Origin of the sequence: Micromonospora sp. NPDC047753, from assembly GCF_040642735.1 — a bacterium.
Lineage (GTDB): Bacteria > Actinomycetota > Actinomycetes > Mycobacteriales > Micromonosporaceae > Micromonospora.
On the sequence record NZ_JBEYSL010000079.1, the window covers coordinates 1 to 17637 of the forward strand.

The following is a 17637-nucleotide window of genomic DNA, read 5'->3' on the forward strand; positions in this document are numbered from 1 at the left end:
AGCCTGACCGCCCGGAGCCGGGCACGGTCGGCCACACCCCCACCCGGCACCCGACGAACCCGCCAGATGAAAGGCCCGAGCGCTACCCAGCCAACCGCCAGCGCCCGTTGCGGGCAACCAGCGTGGTGAGCGCCTGCGGCATCAGGCCGCTGTGGTTGTCCGGCGTCATGCGGATCGGGCCGGAGAGGCCGTCCATCTGGGACGTCTCCAGCACGTCACGGATGCCGTTGCGGTCCACCTTCCCGATCTCACCACCGGCGCGCAGTTCGGCGTCGGCGATGAGCTGGACGGCGTCCGCGGCGAACGACGAGGACCCGTTGTAGCCGCCGAAGCGGGCCGTGTAGTCCTGGAACCACTGCCGCCTTGCCGCCTTGGCCGGCGTGGTCGCGATCACGTCATCGATCACCATGGTCTGCGTGAAGATCAGCGTGGCCTTCTCGGTCGCCTTGGCCGCCGCGCCGAGGAAGAGGTCCCCGGCCGCTCCCGCGTCGAAGTAGATCGACCCACGGAAGATGGTCTGCTGGACGCTGGTGGCGGCCAGTGTCGCCTGCTCCGGCGGGGTCCAGAAGACCATCGCGTCCGGCTTGCCCGACGCGAGCTGCTGGACCTGCTGGCTGACGTCGGTGTCGGTGGTCTTGACCCGCTGCTGTCGGAGCGTGATCTTGGCCTTGTCGAGCTCGCTCTTGAGCGCTGTCGCGCCCTCCTGCCCGTAGTCGTCGTCGCTGACCAGCATCCCCACCTTACGGATGTTGTTGCGGCGCAGTTCGGTGGTCAGTGCGGCGGCGCTGTCCGGGGCGTTGGGGCCCAGCTTGAACACGTAGCGCCGTTCAGCGGCCGGCGCGGCGATCGCGCCGGAAGCGGCTAGCGCAATGGTGGGAATCCGCTTCTCGTTGATGGTCCCGACGGCTCCGACCGCGCATTCGTTGCAGCCGCCCATGATGATGGCGCTGACCTTCGAATCGCTGCTGAAGTCGACGATGTTGCGAAGTGACTCGGCTGAGTCGGAACGGTTGTCCTTCACCTTCAGGTCGATCCTCCGGCCGTTCAGTGCTCCGGAGGCGTTCAACTGATCGACCTTGAGTTCGAGGGCGCGCTGGTATGTCCGGCCAACGGTGGCTGCGGCGCCGGACAGTTCGAGATCGGCGGCGATCACGATCGGACTCGTGTCCTTCTCCGCCTCACCAAACTGGCAGCCGGTGAGCGTGGTGGCCACTACGGCCGATGCGAGCGCCGCGATGGTCGCGGAGCGGATGGGGCTCAACTCAGTCCTCCAGGTGCGGGCGCGGGCGCTGCCCGGTCACCGCCGCTAATCCGTCCTCAGTGGAGGACGGGATCTCCTCTGCCGTACGGTGTGCGCGAAGCCTGCAAAACCTTGCCAATGGCCGGCGCTGTGGTCAAGCGCGGACCCCGGCAGCATTTTCGGGACGGCCATCCCACATGCTGGGGTAACGCAATGTTTGCAAAAGCTCACTTTGCATACACGCGTGACCACTCTGGAGTTACATGCCCTGTTCAGGGGCTTGCGGAAATGAAGGTATCAGTTGCCCGGATCACGGGATGCGCTCCGTCCGACCGTTTCCTACCTCACTGCGGCTTCCCAAACACGATCATCTCTGATGAAATCGCGGCCGTGCCGCGCGTGGTCCCCTCCGCTTACGGCATGGCTCGGCGGCTCAGGCGGGGAAGAAACGACGGAGGCGATGTCGTGAGCACCGGACCGACGACCCTGCCCGCACTCGGCGATAGTGGTCGGCCTTCGCGCCGACGGATGCCGAGACTGCGTGACGCCCGGATCCGGTCCAAGTTGGCGTTGATTCTGGTCGTCCCGGTGGCGGCGGTGATCGCGCTGGCCACGGTCCGCCTGATCTCCGTCGGCGAGGGCGCGTTCGACGCCACCCAGGCCCGGTCACTGACGGCCCTCTCCGTCGACGTCAGCGCCCTCACCCAGGACCTCCAGTCCGAACGGATGGCGGCGGCCGCCTACCTCGCCGCTCCGCAGCAGCCGGCCGACGCGTACAACCTGCGGGTCCGCCAGACGCAGCAGCGGGTGGACGAGTACCGCGCCGAGCGGGGCCGGATCGGCGACGTGCCGGCCGCCCTGCGGGACCGGCTGGCCGCCATCGACGACCACCTGGCCACCCTGGACGGCACCCGTCAGGAGGTGTTGGACCGCCGGCAGATGGCGGTCGCCGAGGCGACGCTCCGCTACGGAGTCATCCTCACCGACCTGGTCTCGTACGGTGACGGTCTGGCCCAGCTGCCCGGCTCGGAGAGCCTGGCGGACAGCCGCCGCGCGGTCGCCGCCTTCGCCCGCGCCAAGGCTTCCGTCGCCGAGGAAGAGGCCGTCGCCTTCACCGCGCTGACGGCCGGCCAGCTCGACTCGGAGCAGTTCTCCTCCTTCGTGGCAACGTTGACCGGTCAGCAGGAGGCCCTGGTCGCCTTCTCGCTGGCCGCCGACCCGGTGCAGCGCGCCCTGGTCGACAGCACCGTCTCCGGCGACGCCGTCGGCCTGGCCGACCGGGTGGCCACCGACATCACCCGCTCGGTCGGGCAGCGCCCACTGGTCACCGCGCAGGACGCCACCGCGGCGATCGGCGCCGTGAACGACCTGATGCGCTGGGCCGAGATCCAACTGCAGGACCGACTGCTCCAGCAGGCCGACCAGGCCCGCTCGGACGTCATCCGGCAGGCAGTGGTCGAGTCGATCCTGGTGCTGTTGACCCTGATCATCGCCGTGTCGTTGGCCGTGGTGCTGGCCCGCTCGCTCAACCACTCGCTGCGCCGACTGCGCGAGGGCGCGCTGTCCGTGGCCAACCACGACCTGCCCGACGCCGTGCAGCGGTTGCAGAACATGGGCAGCGTGGGTGACGGCGGGGTGGACGAGATCGTCCGCCAGGTCCGGGACCCGATCCAGTTGAACAGCCGCGACGAGGTCGGTCAGGTGGCGCTGGCCTTCAACGTCGTACACCGGGAGGCGGTGCGGGTCGCCGCCGAGCAGGCGGCACTGCGTACCAGCGTCTCGGCGATGTTCCTCAACCTGGCCCGCCGCAGTCAGACCCTGGTCGACCGCATGATCGGCGAGCTGGACGCGATCGAGCGCGGCGAGGAGGACCCGAAGCGGCTCGCGCAGCTCTTCGAACTGGACCACCTGGCCACTCGAATGCGCCGCAACGACGAGAACCTGCTCGTCCTGGCCGGCGCCGACTCCGCCGCACCGCGTCACGACGACGCGCTGGTGGTGGACGTGCTGCGCGCCGCCCAGTCCGAGGTCGAGCTCTACAACCGCATCGAGTTCGGCACCGTGGACACCGACATCTCGGTGGCCGCGCACGCGGTGAACGACGTGGTACGCCTCGTCGCCGAGCTGCTCGACAACGCCACCCGGTTCTCACCGCCGAACACCACAGTGGTCGCCGACGGTCGCCGGATCCGTGACTACGTGCTGATCCAGATCGAGGACCGCGGGCTCGGCCTCACCGACGACCAGCTCGACTCGCTCAACCGGCGGCTCGCCGCCCCGCCGAGCGTGGACGTCGCCGCGTTCCGACTGATGGGTCTGGCCGTGGTGAGTCGGCTCGCCTCCCGCTACGGCATCCGGGTGGAGTTGCGCCGCAACGTCGAGGGCGGCACCGTCGCCCAGGTGACGCTGCCCGCCGCCACCGTGGTGCTGCCCAGCAACCGGGGCCGCGAGCAGGTGCTCACCCGGCCGCGTCAGCCGATGGCAGTGGAGCAGACGCCGCTCTCCTCGGCCGGCCACGCCGAGCAGTTCGCCGGTGCTGCCACGACCGCGGCGACGCTGCCCGACCAGTGGCGGACCAGCTCGCCGGCGCCGGCCCAGTGGCAGTCGCCGCTGGATTCGCGGGACACCACCCCGGCCGTGCAGGCCGGTGGCTACACCGGTCCGCGCTCGCCGATGCCGCCGGCACCCGCCGCCCCGGCACCCGCCGCACCGCTGCCGCCGGCCCGGCCGGCCTACAGCAGCGGTGCGGGCGCCTCGCTGGGCAGCCCGACAGTGGCGTACCCGACGGTCGACCCACTGCCTCGGCGTGGCTCCACCTCGGACACCGCGGATGGGCGTGGCGCCCAGGGCCTCCCGGTCGGGCCGGTCGCCGGGCCGGGCGCGGTGGCACCGCCAGCCGTTCCGTCGGTGCCCGCCGCGCCGGTCAGCACCCGGCCGGACTTCCCGGCCGAGGCTCCGATCTTCCGGGAGATGGAGGCGGTCTGGTTCCGGTCGCACGGCGACGACGCCACCGCGATCTTCACCCGGCCCAACTTCGACGAGCCGCCCGCGCCAGCCACCACCGCAACGGCCGACACCGGCCTGCGCACCGGCAACGGCGGCCAGCCGAGCGCCGGGACGGTGCCGGCCGCCTCGCCGGCCCGACCGAAACTGCCGACCCGTACCCCGGGCGGCACCGACGGCACAGCCACCCTGGGCGACGGCCCCGGCGCCACAATGGACGGCTTCGGGGCGCGTACGTCGGCGCCGCCGACGTACGCCTCGCCCCCGGCCGCCCCGACGGCTCCGCCCGCGCCCGCCCCCGACCCGGCAGCATGGCGTACGGCGGCCGACGAGGGCTGGTCCCGGGCCAGCCGGGCTGCCGAGCCGGCTCCCGCCGGCACCACCCGCTCCGGCTTGCCCAAGCGGGTGCCGCAGCAACAGCTCGTGCCGGGTGGCATCGAACCGAAGAGCGGCCGGGACCGCAGCCGGCGGACCCCGGACGAAGTACGTGGCCTGCTGTCGGCCTACCACCGCGGTGTGCAGCGCGGTCGGACGGCCGGAACGGACCTGAACAGCACCTCGACCAAGGAGAGCCGATGAACAGGCCAGCTGCCATGCAGGACATGGGTTGGCTGCTCACCAACTTCGCCGACAGCGTGGCGGGCATCGCCCACGTGGTGGCGGTGTCCGCAGACGGGCTGTTGCTCGCGTCCTCCCGGGATCTGCCGGGGGACCGGGCCGACCAGCTCGCCGCGATCACCTCCGGGGTGGTGAGCCTGACCGAGGGCGCGGCCCGGATGTTCAGCGCGGGCGGGGTGTTGCAGACAGTCATCGAGATGGACAGCGGGTATCTCTTCCTGATGTCGATCAGCGACGGCTCCTCGATGGCCGTGCTGGCCGCGCGCAGCTGCGACGTGGGCCAGGTGGGCTACGAGATGGCGCTGCTGGTCGAGCGGGTGGGTGCCGCGCTGGTGCCGCTGCCGCGCGACGCGGTGCGCTCTTAGCACCGGAAGCCGGCGCTCGTTCCGAGCGCCGGACCAGGGACGAGAGACGGCACAGTCCGGCTCAGCAGGTGACGAGGAGGTGATCGGGAATGGACCAACGACGCGCTGACCCGCGTGGCGCGCTGGTGCGTCCTTACGCGGTCACCCGTGGTCGTACCGAGCCCCGGCAGGACATCGCCCTCGAGGCCGTCCTGACCGCCTCTCCGACCCAGGTCGCCGAGTCCCGCTTCGCCGGGCACGACAAGCACCGCATCGCCACGGTCTGTGAGGGCCGAGCACAGTCGCTGGCGGAGATCGCCGCGTATACCCGGATGCCGCTGGGCGTCGCCCGGGTGTTGGTCGCCGACATGGTGGCCGAGAGCCTGCTGACGTTACACACTGCTGCTCCCGCCGAGGGGTTCGAGGAGCGGATGGAACTGCTTGGAAGGGTGCTAAGTGGACTTCGCAGGCTATGACCCCGCAGGGGGGCGGCCGGGCCGGGGAATCGTCTCCGCGAAGATCGTCGTCGCGGGCGGATTCGGCGTCGGTAAGACGACACTGGTCGGGGCGATCTCCGAGATCACACCGCTGACCACCGAGGCGTTGATGACCGCGGCGGGTGTCGGCATCGACGACCCGTCCAAGGTGCCGGGCAAGGAGACCACAACGGTCGCCATGGACTTCGGCCGGATCACAATGGCCCAGGACCTGATCCTGTACCTCTTCGGTACACCGGGTCAGACTCGGTTCTGGTTCATGTGGGACGAGATCATCCGGGGGGCGGTGGGTGCCGCCGTGCTGGTGGACACCCGCCGGATCACCGACGCCTTCGCCCCGCTGGACTACTTCGAGAACCGCAACCTGCCGTACGTGGTGGCGCTGAACAAGTTCGACGGCGCACCGCAGTACGAGGCCGAGGAGGTCCGCGAAGCGCTGGCCATCTCGCCGCAGGTGCCGCTGGTGATGACCGACGCCCGGCAGCGGGACTCGGTCAAGCAGGTGCTGGTGACGGTGGTCGAGCACGCCATGCTCCGGCTCCAGTCCGAGCACGGGCGGGGCTTCCCGGCCGCCCGGTGGCACCCCGCTCAGGCCCGAGGCTCCGGCTCCGTCGCGCTTCCCCCCAGAATCGCCGACGGGGCCGGTCAGGCCCCCTCCAGCAGCTTCAGGACCACCTGCTCCGCCTCCTCGCGAGGCGCCTGCGGATCCACCGACGCCACCACTCCGTCGTGGTAGAGGTCGACCACCCGAGGATCCACGTAGGACGCGCGAGCCACCGTCGGCGTGTTGCCCAGCAGCTCCGCCACCGCACGCATCACAGCGACCACCGCCTTGCGCCGGGCGGTCACCGAGCGGGCCGGACCGGCGGTGGCCAACTCGGTGGCCGCGAGCACCGTGGCGTGCCAGGTGCGGAAGTCCTTCGCGGTCATCTCCCCACCGCTGGCGTCGCGCAGGTACCCGTTGACCTCGTCGCTGCGCACGTCGCGCCACTCCCTGCCGTCCCAGTAGCCGAACAGCCGCTCCGCCCGTCGTCGACGACGGCGCAGATTGGCCAGCACCTGGCACAGCTCCGGGTCCTCGATCCGGCGTACCTGCTCGATGCCCCCCTTCGCGGGAAACACGAGCACCACGCAGCCGCCGCGGGACCGGGCATGCTCGGGGCGCAGGGTGGCGACCCCGTAGGTCGGGTCGTCCCCGGCGGCGTACTGGTCGCTGCCGACCCGGAACATCCCCATGTCCAGCAGTCGGGCCACAGTGGCCAAAACCCGGTCCCGGCCCAGTCCGGGCCCGTCCAGGTCGCGCCCCACCCGCTCACGCAGCGCCGGCAGCCGCCGGGCCACCTCCAGCACGCGGTCGAACTTCGCCTCGTCCTGCTTCTCCCGCCACCGCGGGTGGTAGACGTACTGCTTGCGTCCGGCCGCGTCGATCCCGATCGCCTGGATGTGCCCGTTCGGGTGCGGCGCGATCCACACGTCCTGCCAGGCCGGCGGGATGACCAACTCCCGCAGCCGGGCCAGGACGTCCGGATCCCGCACCGGCGCACCGGACGGGTCGACGAAGAGCCAGCCCCGACCGCGCCGACGCCGTCCGTACCCCGGTCGACCCGGGTCGCTACGCCGCAACCGCACCGGAGACCCGCACCACCTTCTCCACCTCGGCCACGGCGGCCAGCACCTCGTCGAGGCGCAGAGCCGCCATCGTCGGGTGGCTTCCTACCCCATCCCACCTGGGCCAATCCCCCTCGCCGGCCCAGAGCACCCGGTGCCGTGGCCGGTCCGGTGGAGGCCCCCAGTGCGCCGGTGGCACCGGCCCGAAGAGGACGACCGACGGGGTGCCGTACCCGGTGGCCAGGTGGGCGACGCCGGTGTCCCCGCTGACCACCAGTCGGGCGTCGGCCACCAGCGCGGCGAGTACGCCGAGGTCGGTCCGGCCGGCCAGCACGGCGTCGGAGCTCAGGCCCGCCGCCTCGGCCACCCGGGCCGCCAGCGCCCGTTCGTCGGCCGAGCCGGTGACGAGCACCCGGTGCCCCTGGTCGGTCAGTGCCCGGGCCAGACCGGCGAACCGCTCGGCGGGCCACCGCTTGGCCGGGATCTTGCTGCCCGGGTGCAGCACCGTGACACCGCTGGGCAGCCCCGCCGCAGCGGGCCGACGCAGGGTCAGGTCGGCGCGGTCGGCCGGGATGTCGTACCAGGACAGCAGCCGGCACCACCGGTCCACCTCGTGCTCGTCGACGGCCCAGCGCGGGCCGTCGGCGAAGCCGGCGTCCGGGCTGGCGAAGGCGAGAAGCCGACCGGGCCGGGTGGCCGCGAGCAGCCGGTGCGACTGCGGGCCGCGCCCGTGCAGGTTGACAGCCGTCCACGGGGCCGACCCCGCCCGGAGAGGGCGATCCAGCCCCGCGGTGTCCACCAGCCGGTCGACGCCACCGACCAGGTCGACCAGCGGGGCCAGCCAGCCGGGCGCGGCGAGCGCCAGCTCCCGCGACGGGTACGCGGCCCGCAGCGCCCGCAGCGCGGGCACCGCGGTCACCAGGTCGCCGACGCCGAGGGCGCGCAGCACGAGGATCACGGGTACGACGTCTCCTGCTCGGCGCAGACCACCATCTCGCGCACCGCGCAACCGGGCGGCTGATTGAGCGCGAACATGATCGCGGCGGCGGTGTCGGCGGGCTCGTTGAGGTTCGCGTCCGGCCCCGGCTTGTACTGCGGGTCACGTTCGTCGAAGAACGAGGTGCGCATCCCACCCGGGATGAGCAGGGTGACGCCGACCTGACCGGCCAGCTCGGCGGCGAGGGCTCGGGTGAACCCCACCACGCCGAACTTCGCCGCGCAGTACGCGGTGGCGTCGCTGACCGCCTTGACGCCCAGGGTCGAGGCGACGGTGACGATGCGGCCCCGGGAGGTCAGCAGGAACGGCAGCGCGGCCCGGATCACCGCCGCGGTGGCCAGCAGATCGACGGCGACGATCCGGTCCCAGGTCTCCCCCGGCAGGTCGGCGAGTCGGCCCGGCACGTCCGTGCCGGCGGCGGTCACCACGGCGTCCAGGCCGCCTGCCTGCTCGGCGAGGTGCCGGGTGGCCACCTCGGCAGCTCGCGTGTCGGCCAGGTCGCACTCAGTCCAGGACACCCCGTCGGCCGGCGGCTGCCGGTCCAGCACGACCGGACGGCCACCGGAGGCGGCCACCGCGGCGACCACAGCGGCGCCGAGGCCGCTGGAGCCCCCGGTGATCAGGACGGTGGGCCCGGCACCGGACCGCGTGGCGGTCATCGGGTCCGCTCCGCGAGCGTGCGGACGATCAGGTCGGTGGTGGAACGACCGTCCAGATAGGGCACCACGACTGTGTTCCCACCCCAGCGGCGCAGGACCTCCGCCTCCGGCAGTGCGGCGCTGGCGTCCCCACCGCCGGTGGCGTAGTCGCCGCCCTTGACCCAGACGTCGGGGCGTACCCAGGACAGCGCCGCCTGCGGGGTCGGCTCGTCGAAGATGAGGACCGCGTCGACGCAGCTCAACGCGGCCAGCAGTCGGCTGCGGTCGTCTTCGGACTGCACCGGCCGGTCCGGCCCCTTCAACCCGGCCACGCTGGCGTCGGAGTTCAGGCAGACGATGAGACAGTCGCCGAGCTGCCGGGCCGCCTCCAGGGTGGCCACGTGCCCGGCGTGCAGCAGGTCGAAGCAACCGCCGGTCGCCACCACAGTGCCACCCGCGGCGCGTACCTCACCCAGGAGCGTGGCGACAGCGGCCACTCCCACCCGGTCGGCCATCGCACCGCCCCGTGGTCCCGGCTGGAGTGCGCGCGGCTCCGGCGCGCTCCGGCCCCGCACCGCGGGCGTCGACGGAGGCAGCGCCGTGGCCACTCCCCCACCGGCCACGTACGCGGACGCCTCGGCGACCGCCACCTGCACCGCCTCGGAGACCAGCGCGCCCTGGGCCAGTGCGACGCTGGCCGCCGCCGCGAACCGGTCGCCGGCACCGCAGGTGTCCCCCTCCGCGCTACCCGGCGTCGGCACCACCAGCGGCGTCGACCCGGCGTGGCAGAGCAGCGCGCCGTCGCCGCCCAGCGTCACCGCGACCGCGCCGGCCCGCCAGCGCCGCCGTAGTCCCTGCGCACCCCGCGACGCGGTGGCCAGTCGGGACGCGCCGGGCAGCGCGGGGACCAGCTCACGCACCTCGGACTCGTTCGGCGTGGCCAGGTGTACGCCGGGCACGGCCGCCGGGCCGCGCGGATGCGGGTCCCACACCACCGGCGCGCGGGTGGCGGCCAACGCGGCGCGCAACGCGGGCTCCCGCGCCACCCCCCGGCCGTAGTCGCTGACCAGCACCGCAGACGCCTCGGCGATCACCCGGAGCACCTCGTCGGAGGGCTGACCCGGCTCCCCGGACATGCCGCCCCGGTCGTGGCGCAGCAGCACCCGCCCCCGGGCCCGCAGCCGGATCTTCTCCGGCGTCGCGCCGGAAAGGGCCAGTGGGTACACCTGCACGCCGGCGGCGGCGAGCAACGCGCTCAGTCGGGCCCCGCCGGCGTCGTCGGCGAGCGCCGTCACCAGCACCACCTCGGCGCCCTGCGCGGCGGCGAACACCGCCGCCAACCCGGCGCCCCCCGGTCGGTCGGTGGCCACCGTCTCGTCGAGCACCGGCACCGGGGAGTCCGGGCAGAGCCGGTTCACCACACCTTCCACGTCCCGGTCGAGCAGGGTGTCCCCGAGCACCACCACCGGTCCCCTCACGCTTGCCTCCTCATCCTCACGCGCCGACCCGCTGTCCGGCTCACGCGTCGACCTGCCGTCCGGGCCCGCCGTCGAGCACCACCTCGACCCCGGTGCGTACCGGCGCGGCAGGCAGCCGACCGGCCGGTGCGGGCTCCCCGGGCACGGGGTGGACGACCGCCGGATCGGCGGCTGCCGCCAGCGCGGCGGGCAACTCCTGTTCGAGGTACTCGCAGAGCAGATGACTGGTCACCAGGTGCAGCTCCTGGACGACCTGGGTGTCCGGGGACGCGACGGCCAGCACGTCGTCGCAGGCCTCGGCGAGCGGATTGGGGGCGGTGCCGGTGAGCGCCCAGGTGGTCACCCCGACCTCGCGGGCCGCCCGCGCGGCGGCGACCAGGTTGGGGCTGGTCCCGCTGGTGCTCAGCAACAGCAGGATGTCGCCCGGGCGGCCGTGGGCGCGCACCTGGCGGGCGTACACCTCGGTGTAGCCGTAGTCGTTGGCGATGGCGGTGAGCGCGCTCGTCTCGGCGTGCAGCGCGATCGCGGAGAGCGGCTGACGGTCGTCGTGCAGCTTGCCGACCAACTCGGCGGTGAGGTGCTGGGCTTCGGCGGCACTGCCGCCGTTGCCGGCCACCAGCAGGCGACCCCCGGCGACCAGCCGGTGGGCCAGGTCCGCGCCCCAGCGCGCCAACTGTCGCTCACACCGTCGGTACGGCACCAGTGCCGCGGCGAGGTTCGTCAAATGCGTGTCGAGCAGGCTGCCCGTCGGCATCAGGCCACCACCCGGGTCGGCCGGCGCACGGCGGCGACCTCGCTGTAGACCTCGACCAGCCGCTCGGCGGTGGCCGCCCACGAGTACCGTTCCCGGGCCCGCTCACGCGCCGCCGTCGCGTACGCGAAGCGCCTGATCCGGTCGTCGAGCAGTCCCTGTATCGCGGCGGCCAGCGCGTGCGGGTCCCGGGCCGGCACGAGGTCACCGGTCGTCCCGTCGACAACGGTGTCCCGGATGCCGCCCACGGCCGTGCCGACGACCGGCACCCCACAGGCCATCGCCTCCAGCGGGGTCAACCCGAACGGCTCGTACCAGGGCGCAGCGACCAGCAGGTCCGCCGAGCGGTACCAGCGGCCCATCTCCTCCCGGGGCACCGCGCCGACCAGGTGCACCCGGTCGGCCACCCCGCACGACTCCGCGAGTGCCCGCAGCCGGCGGGCGTACGGGTCGGTCTCCAACAGCCCCTCGGGTGGGCCGCCGACGACCACGCACTCGGCGTCCGGCACCAGCTCCATCGCGCGGACCACGGTCTGGAAGCCCTTGCGCTCGACCAGCCGACCCACGGTGAGGATGCGGGCCCGTCCCGGTTCCCGGTCGGCGGCCGGCCCGAGTGGGGCGAAGGTGGCGAGGTTGACCCCGGAGGGTACCACCGTCATCCGGGACCGGGGCACACCCATCCGGACCAGCTCGCCCACCTCGTCACGGCACTGCGCGACGATCCGGTCCACCGAGCGGCCCAGCTCCCGCTCGTAGGAGATCCGGCGGGCCGGGCTGGTGTCCTGCACTCCCTGGTAGCGGCGCTTCACGGTGCCCAACGCGTGGTACGTCTGCACCACCGGCACCCCGGTCTGCCGGCCGGCGGTCAGCGCCGCCAGGCCACTCATCCAGAAGTGCGCGTGGATCACCTCGGGCACCCAGTCGCCGCCGCGCCACCGCTCGATCAGCCAGCGGCTGAACTCCCGCATGTGCGGCAGCAGCGCGTCCTTGGCCACCGGCTCGGCCGGGCCGGCCGGCACGTGCACCACGTCGTACCCGTCCGGGCTGCGGACGGTCACCGGCAGGTCAGGTGCGTCGCGGCGGGTGTAGACCCGCACCTCGTGCCCGGCGGCGGCGAGCGCGGCGGACAGCTCCGCGACGTGCGTGTTCTGGCCGCCGGCATCCTCCCCTCCGAGGACGGCGAGCGGGCTGGCGTGCTCCGAGATCATCGCGATCCGCATACTTCCTCCTCCAGCAGCCGGTCCCAGTCAGCGAGGAAACGGTCGAGGCCGTATCTGTCGCGCGCGGCGGTTCGCGCCGCCGCTCCGGCCTGCCGCGCGGTGTCCGGTTCGGCGATGAACCGGCGGGCGGCGTCGAGCAGGGTGTCGGTCCGGGTGGCGAGCGCCCCCGCCTCCGGGGGCACCGCCATCACCGCCTCGGTGGTGGCGAGCGCGACGACCGGCATGCCGATCGACATCGCCTCGATGAGGCTGAGCCCGAGGGAGGTCCACCGGCACAGGTGCAGGTACGCCCGCCGCCGGGCCAGTTCGGTGTGCATCCGCTCCTGGGGCACGTCGTCGTGGCTGGTCAGCCGGTCCGCGGGCAGCCCGAGGTGGTCGGCCAGGCCGGCGACGCCCATGCCGAACACGTCCAGCGGCGCGATCTCGGCGAACTGGGGCAGCAGGTCGGTGCCGGTGACCCGACCTCGCCGCACCGGCTCGTTGATCACCACGGCGAGCCGGTCCAGCTCCCCGGTGTAGGACGCGGAGGGGGCGACGATGCCGTGGTCGACCACTGTGGTGCGGGTGTCGCCGGTGTCCCAGAAGATCTGGTTGAACCCGGTGACGTGGGCGATGAGCAGGTCGTCGCGGTCGGCCATCGGGTGACGGGTGTTCGGCACGTCGCCCTTGGGGGTGTTGTGCTCGACGTAGATCGCCGGAAGGTCGCGGCCGGGGCGGCGACGGAGCCACTGCTCGGCCCGGTCGATCTCCTCGGGGCGTTGCAGGATGACCAGGTCGACGTCAGCGCTCGGCAGCTCCTCCGGGCTGACCTCGACCGCGCTGTCCGGCCACGGGTAGGTGCGGGCCCGGCCGAGGCCGTACGGGCCACGGTCGGGTGTGGTGGGAATCAGGTAGCGGTGGCTGCCGTGCACGAACGACGTGGTCCAGGAGCCGTGCACGTGCCAGAGCAGGATGTTCATCGGCCGCCACCACCGCTGGCGGTGAGCGTCCGGAGCGCGTCGACCACGTCGCCCGGATCGACACCGCTGAGGCAGGGGTGCCCGGGGACCGGGCAACTGGCCGCCCGGGTGTCCCGGCAGGGCGCGGCGGCGTCGCCGAGCCGGACGGTGGGCACCCGGTAGGGCCCCCACTGACCGAACGGGACGGTCGGCGCGAAGAGACTCACCACCGGCACACCGGCGGCCGCCGCCAGGTGCGCGGGCCCGGTGTTTCCGACCACGACAGCGCTGGCGTCCGCGACGATCGCGGCCAAGCCGGCCAGGTCGGTGCGGCCGCCCAGGTCGGTCCCGCCGGCCGCGGCGACCTGGGCGGTGACAGCGCGCTCGTCCGGGCCGCCGGTGACCAGCACCCGGTGCCCGGCGTCGACCAGCGCCCCGGCGATCCGGGTGGCCACGTCGGGCGGGCAGGCCCGGCTCGACGCGGCCGATCCGGGGTGCAGCACCACGTACCCCGGATCGCCCAGGTCGGCCGGGCGTGGTGGAACGGCGTCCCGGCGCAGCCGCAGGACCGGTTCGTCGCCGTCGGGCAGCCGATGGCCGGCGGCGACGGCCAGGGAAAGGGCACGTTCGGGTTCGGGGACGCCCACCGGCACCCGGTGCCGGATGTCCAGCAGCGAGCCCGGATAGTCGTCGCTGATCGCCGCGATCCGGTTGATCCCCGCCATCCGCAACAGCAGCGCCAGCGGCAGGGCGGACTGGTGGAACGAGGTGAACACCACCGCCTGGTCCGCGCCGACCGCGCCCAACCGCGCGGTCAGGCTCCGCATGGCCTCCGGGTCGACACGCCCCGGCGTGGGGTCGATCCACGGCAGCGGATGTTCGATGATCTCGTCGACGCCGGGCAGAAGGTTGGCGGCGGCCCGACCGCGCGGGCCGCACAGCAGCACCACCCGCTGCGCTCCGGCCGCGACGGCGCGGATCGCCGGGCCGGTGACCAGCACGTCACCGGCCGAATCCGAGCGGACCACCAGCGCCGTCCGTACCGGTTCGCTGGGCGGGGTCGCGGGCTGCACGGCCTGTTGGCGGCGCAGGATCTCCGCCACCGCAGCAGGCAGGTCGTTGGCCACCCACCCGGCGGCGGCGACCTCCTCCGGCCGGGTCACCGGGGTCGGCACCAGCACCCCAGCGGCTCCGGCGGCCATGGCGGCGCCGATGTCCCGACCGATGTCGCCAACGAGTACGCAGCGGGACGGCGTCGTGCCCAGCTCGCGGGCGGCGGCGTACACCAGGCCCGGCGCCGGCTTGCGGCAGTCACAGCCGTCGGCGTCGTCATGTGGGCAGACCAACCACGCGTCGAACCGGCCCAGCAGCTCCTCGACGCGGGCGTGCACCGCCCGCATCTGCTCGGCGGTGAAGTAGCCCCGGGCCAGGCCCGACTGGTTCGTGACGACCGCCAGCCGCAGCCCGGACGCGCGCAGCCGGTCCAGCTCCGCCCGCGCGCCCGGCACCGGCCGGACCTTCTCCGGGTCGCCGTTGTACGGCACGTCCTCGATCAGGGTGCCGTCGCGGTCCAGCAGCACCGCGTCGTAGAGCACCGCTCGGGGGCTTGCGACAGATCCGGAACCGGCGCGGTCAGCGGCGGCGTACACCTGTGCTGACCTGCGCTGATACGGATCATCCTGGTCCTGTCGCACAGCCGGCGGGTTCCCTGCGCCCCGAGGAGTAAACGTCGCCGTCAAGGGGGTGGGCCAGCGCCGCCGGCGATGCCCCGGGAAGGCCTTACCCGCCGCCCCGGAGAAGCTAACCCCGCCGGTCGTTAGCCCGTACGCGGCGTGGGTATGAAAGCCCAGTGGCGATTGTGGAGAAAGTGATCGACGCTCCCCCGCAGCAGGTGTTCGACGTGCTCGCCGACGGGTGGACGTACAGCGACTGGGTGGTGGGCACCGCACACATGCGGGACGTGGACGACGCCTGGCCCCGGGTGGGCAGCCAACTGCATCACCGGGCCGGGCCATGGCCGGTCTCGTTGCAGGACGCGTCGACGGTGCTGGTCTGCGAACCGCCGCACCGGCTCGTGCTCAAGGCCGGTCTCTGGCCGGCGGGCGAGGCGATCGTGGCCTTCACCCTGGAACCGGTCGGCGACGGCGCCACCCGGGTGCGTCTCGGGGAGGATTTCGCGGCCGGACCGCTCCGCTGGGTCCACAACAAGATCAACGATCTCGTCCTGCACCGGCGTAACCGGGAGACCCTGGCCCGACTCTCCGACATCGCCACCCGACAGAAGGGGTGACAGTGACACGGACCGTGGTGGTGACCGGCGCGAGCGCCGGCGTCGGCCGGGCCGTGGCCCACGCGTACGCGGCACGCGGCGCCCGGCTGGCGCTGCTGGCTCGGGGCGAGGCGGGTCTGGTCGCCGCCGAGCGGGAGTGCCGACTGCGCGGCGCGACAGACGTGCGCGTGTACCGGGTCGACGTGGCCGACGCGGGCGCGGTGCAGCAGGCCGCCGACGACGTGGTGCACCACTGGGGCGGAATCGACGTGTGGATCAACAATGCGATGGCGTCGGTGTTCGCGCCGGCCTGGGAGATTCCGGCGCGCGAGTTCCGTCGGGTCACCGAGGTCACCTACCTGGGCACCGTGCACGGCACCCTCGCCGCGCTGCGGCACATGCGGGCGCACGGGCGGGGCACGATCGTCCAGGTGGGATCGGCGTTGGCCTACCGGGGGATCCCGCTACAGGCGGCGTACTGCGCCAGCAAGCACGCCGTCCAGGGGTTCAACGACTCGCTGCGCGCCGAGCTGCTGCACGACTGCCCGGGGGTGAAGTTGTCGATGGTGCAGCTACCCGCGGTCAACACGCCGCAGTTCTCCTGGGTCCGCACCCGGCTGCCCCGGCATCCGCAGCCGGTGCCGCCGATCTTCACTCCGGAGCTGGCCGCCCGAGCCATCGTCTGGGCCGCCGACCGCGGCACCAGGGAGCTGAACGTGGGTGGCCCGACCTGGCAGGCGCGGGTGGCCGACGCCCTGTTCCCCGGCCTGCTGGACCGGAAGCTGGCCCGCGACGGCTACGACAGCCAGCAGACCGGTGAGAAGATCGATCCGGCGACCTGGCGGGACAATCTGGATCACCCAGGCGATGCGGACACGGACCGGGGCACGGCGGGCGTGTTCCGCGAACAGGCGCGAGACCGCTCCGCGGCGCTCTGGGTCGGCACGCACAAACCGGCGCTCTCCGGTGTCGCGCTCGCCGTCGCGGCGCTCGCGCTCAGCGCTGTCGCTCGCCGTCGGCGCTGACCACCACAAGCCTCTGACCAGGTGTTAGACGCCCACGCACGCTGGGCGGCGAGAGCCCGCAACACCCGGAAGGGGTGCCTCCCTCCGACCGAATGCGGGAACTAGATACCCTTTCCATGACCCTTGTCCGCAAACCGAGGATGACCGACATGATCAAGCCGGTGCAGTTGCCGTCGCCGTGGCGGGACGCACGCCTGACCGTCGTCGTGCCCACATACAACGAGGCGGGCAACCTTCCGACGCTGGTCGAGCGACTGCTCGCGCTGCCGCTGCCAGGGCTGCGCATCCTCGTCGCCGACGACAACTCCCCCGACGGCACCGGGGAGGTGGCCGACAAGTTGGCCATCGAGAACCCCGACCGGATCGAGGTCGTGCACCGCGCCGGCAAGGAGGGCCTCGGCCGGGCGTACGTGGACGGGATGACCCGCGCGATCGAGGGCGGCGCCGAGTACGTGGCGCAGATGGACGCCGACCTCTCGCACCCGCCCGAGGCGCTGCCGGGGATGCTCGGCGCGTTGCTCTCCACCCAGGCCAGCGTGGTGATCGGTTCCCGCTACGTGCCCGGCGGCGAGCTGGACGAGAACTGGCCGCTCTACCGCAGGGCGCTCAGCGGCTGGGCCAACCTCTACGTGCACACCCTGCTGCGGGTACGCATCCGGGACCTCACCGCCGGGTTCAAGATCTGGCGGGCCGAAGCCCTGCGCGACATCGACCTGGAGCGGGTGCAGTCCAACGGCTACAGCTTCCAGGTGGAGATGCACTACCTCGCCACCAAGCTGGGGCACACCATCCTGGAGGTGCCGATCCGCTTCGAGGAGCGGCGCGACGGCGTCTCCAAGATGACCACCGCGACCAAGGTGGAAAGCGCCCTGATGCCCTTCCGCCTCCGCAGCAAACACCGCAACATAACCCGCTAAAACCCCCGCCCCACCCCAACCCCCAGCCCCGGTCGATCATGGAGTTGTGGTGCCCGTTGAGAACCCGGGCAGGTGCTTTGTCACCCACCACAAC

General features: G+C 72.9%; 15 protein-coding genes and 1 pseudogene. 7 read left to right on the forward strand and 9 right to left on the reverse strand.

Annotated features, from left to right (window positions below; all coding sequences use genetic code 11):
- Nucleotides 1-82 precede the first annotated feature (82 nt).
- Entirely contained in the window at nucleotides 83-1261 is a 1179-nt protein-coding gene (locus ABZ749_RS09845) for an ABC transporter substrate-binding protein (RefSeq protein ID WP_357225304.1), read from the reverse strand.
- Nucleotides 1262-1705: 444 nt separating this feature from the next.
- Here ABZ749_RS09845 and ABZ749_RS09850 point away from each other — a divergent pair, with 444 nt between their 5' ends.
- From ABZ749_RS09850 to ABZ749_RS09865, 4 genes and pseudogenes are all read left to right on the forward strand, one after another.
- The gene (locus tag ABZ749_RS09850; RefSeq protein WP_357225306.1) at nucleotides 1706-4822 is read left to right on the forward strand and encodes a nitrate- and nitrite sensing domain-containing protein; all 3117 of its coding nucleotides are present in this window, start codon (nucleotides 1706-1708) and stop codon (nucleotides 4820-4822) included.
- Nucleotides 4819-5226: a roadblock/LC7 domain-containing protein gene (locus tag ABZ749_RS09855; protein WP_007465177.1), complete on the forward strand. Its 408-nt coding sequence runs from the start codon at nucleotides 4819-4821 to the stop codon at nucleotides 5224-5226. Before ABZ749_RS09850 ends, ABZ749_RS09855 begins: the two co-directional genes overlap by 4 nt.
- Nucleotides 5227-5315: 89 nt before the next feature.
- Nucleotides 5316-5681, forward strand: coding sequence for a DUF742 domain-containing protein (locus tag ABZ749_RS09860; protein ID WP_007465174.1), 366 nt, complete (start codon nucleotides 5316-5318; stop codon nucleotides 5679-5681).
- Nucleotides 5662-6270: pseudogene (locus ABZ749_RS09865) on the forward strand (ATP/GTP-binding protein); the annotation flags it as partial. The gene ABZ749_RS09860 and the pseudogene ABZ749_RS09865, both read left to right, overlap by 20 nt.
- A gap of 77 nt (nucleotides 6271-6347) precedes the next feature.
- Here the strand turns inward: ABZ749_RS09865 and ABZ749_RS09870 are convergent.
- Genes ABZ749_RS09870 through ABZ749_RS09905 form a run of 8 tightly spaced genes read right to left on the reverse strand, consistent with a single transcriptional unit; the run spans nucleotide 6348 to nucleotide 15026 of the window.
- Nucleotides 6348-7331 carry a DNA topoisomerase IB gene (locus tag ABZ749_RS09870; protein WP_357225311.1) on the reverse strand — a complete coding sequence of 328 codons (984 nt, stop codon included), beginning with the start codon at nucleotides 7329-7331 and terminating at the stop codon, nucleotides 6348-6350.
- Complete coding sequence (locus ABZ749_RS09875; protein WP_357225315.1) at nucleotides 7315-8268, reverse strand: glycosyltransferase family 9 protein; 954 nt, start codon at nucleotides 8266-8268, stop codon at nucleotides 7315-7317. Before ABZ749_RS09875 ends, ABZ749_RS09870 begins: the two co-directional genes overlap by 17 nt.
- Entirely contained in the window at nucleotides 8265-8966 is a 702-nt protein-coding gene (locus ABZ749_RS09880) for an SDR family oxidoreductase (protein ID WP_357225320.1), read from the reverse strand. Before ABZ749_RS09880 ends, ABZ749_RS09875 begins: the two co-directional genes overlap by 4 nt.
- A complete protein-coding gene (locus tag ABZ749_RS09885) occupies nucleotides 8963-10423 on the reverse strand; it encodes a PfkB family carbohydrate kinase (protein ID WP_357225325.1) in 1461 nt (486 codons plus the stop codon). The genes ABZ749_RS09880 and ABZ749_RS09885 overlap by 4 nt, the downstream gene beginning before the upstream one ends.
- Nucleotides 10424-10463: 40 nt before the next feature.
- The gene (locus ABZ749_RS09890; RefSeq protein ID WP_357225339.1) at nucleotides 10464-11180 is read right to left on the reverse strand and encodes an SIS domain-containing protein; all 717 of its coding nucleotides are present in this window, start codon (nucleotides 11178-11180) and stop codon (nucleotides 10464-10466) included.
- Nucleotides 11177-12394, reverse strand: coding sequence for a glycosyltransferase (locus tag ABZ749_RS09895; RefSeq protein ID WP_355007230.1), 1218 nt, complete (start codon nucleotides 12392-12394; stop codon nucleotides 11177-11179). Before ABZ749_RS09895 ends, ABZ749_RS09890 begins: the two co-directional genes overlap by 4 nt.
- Complete coding sequence (locus tag ABZ749_RS09900; RefSeq protein WP_357225330.1) at nucleotides 12379-13353, reverse strand: glycosyltransferase; 975 nt, start codon at nucleotides 13351-13353, stop codon at nucleotides 12379-12381. The genes ABZ749_RS09895 and ABZ749_RS09900 overlap by 16 nt, the downstream gene beginning before the upstream one ends.
- Nucleotides 13350-15026 carry an HAD-IIIA family hydrolase gene (locus ABZ749_RS09905; protein WP_357225334.1) on the reverse strand — a complete coding sequence of 559 codons (1677 nt, stop codon included), beginning with the start codon at nucleotides 15024-15026 and terminating at the stop codon, nucleotides 13350-13352. Before ABZ749_RS09905 ends, ABZ749_RS09900 begins: the two co-directional genes overlap by 4 nt.
- Nucleotides 15027-15181: 155 nt before the next feature.
- Here ABZ749_RS09905 and ABZ749_RS09910 point away from each other — a divergent pair, with 155 nt between their 5' ends.
- From ABZ749_RS09910 to ABZ749_RS09920, 3 genes are all read left to right on the forward strand, one after another.
- On the forward strand, nucleotides 15182-15622 hold the full coding sequence (locus tag ABZ749_RS09910; protein ID WP_355007227.1) for an SRPBCC family protein: 441 nt from the start codon (nucleotides 15182-15184) through the stop codon (nucleotides 15620-15622).
- Between the two features lie 2 nt (nucleotides 15623-15624).
- Nucleotides 15625-16626, forward strand: coding sequence for an SDR family oxidoreductase (locus ABZ749_RS09915; RefSeq protein ID WP_357225337.1), 1002 nt, complete (start codon nucleotides 15625-15627; stop codon nucleotides 16624-16626).
- Nucleotides 16627-16775: 149 nt separating this feature from the next.
- The gene (locus tag ABZ749_RS09920) at nucleotides 16776-17543 is read left to right on the forward strand and encodes a polyprenol monophosphomannose synthase (RefSeq protein ID WP_355007225.1); all 768 of its coding nucleotides are present in this window, start codon (nucleotides 16776-16778) and stop codon (nucleotides 17541-17543) included.
- Nucleotides 17544-17637 lie beyond the last annotated feature (94 nt).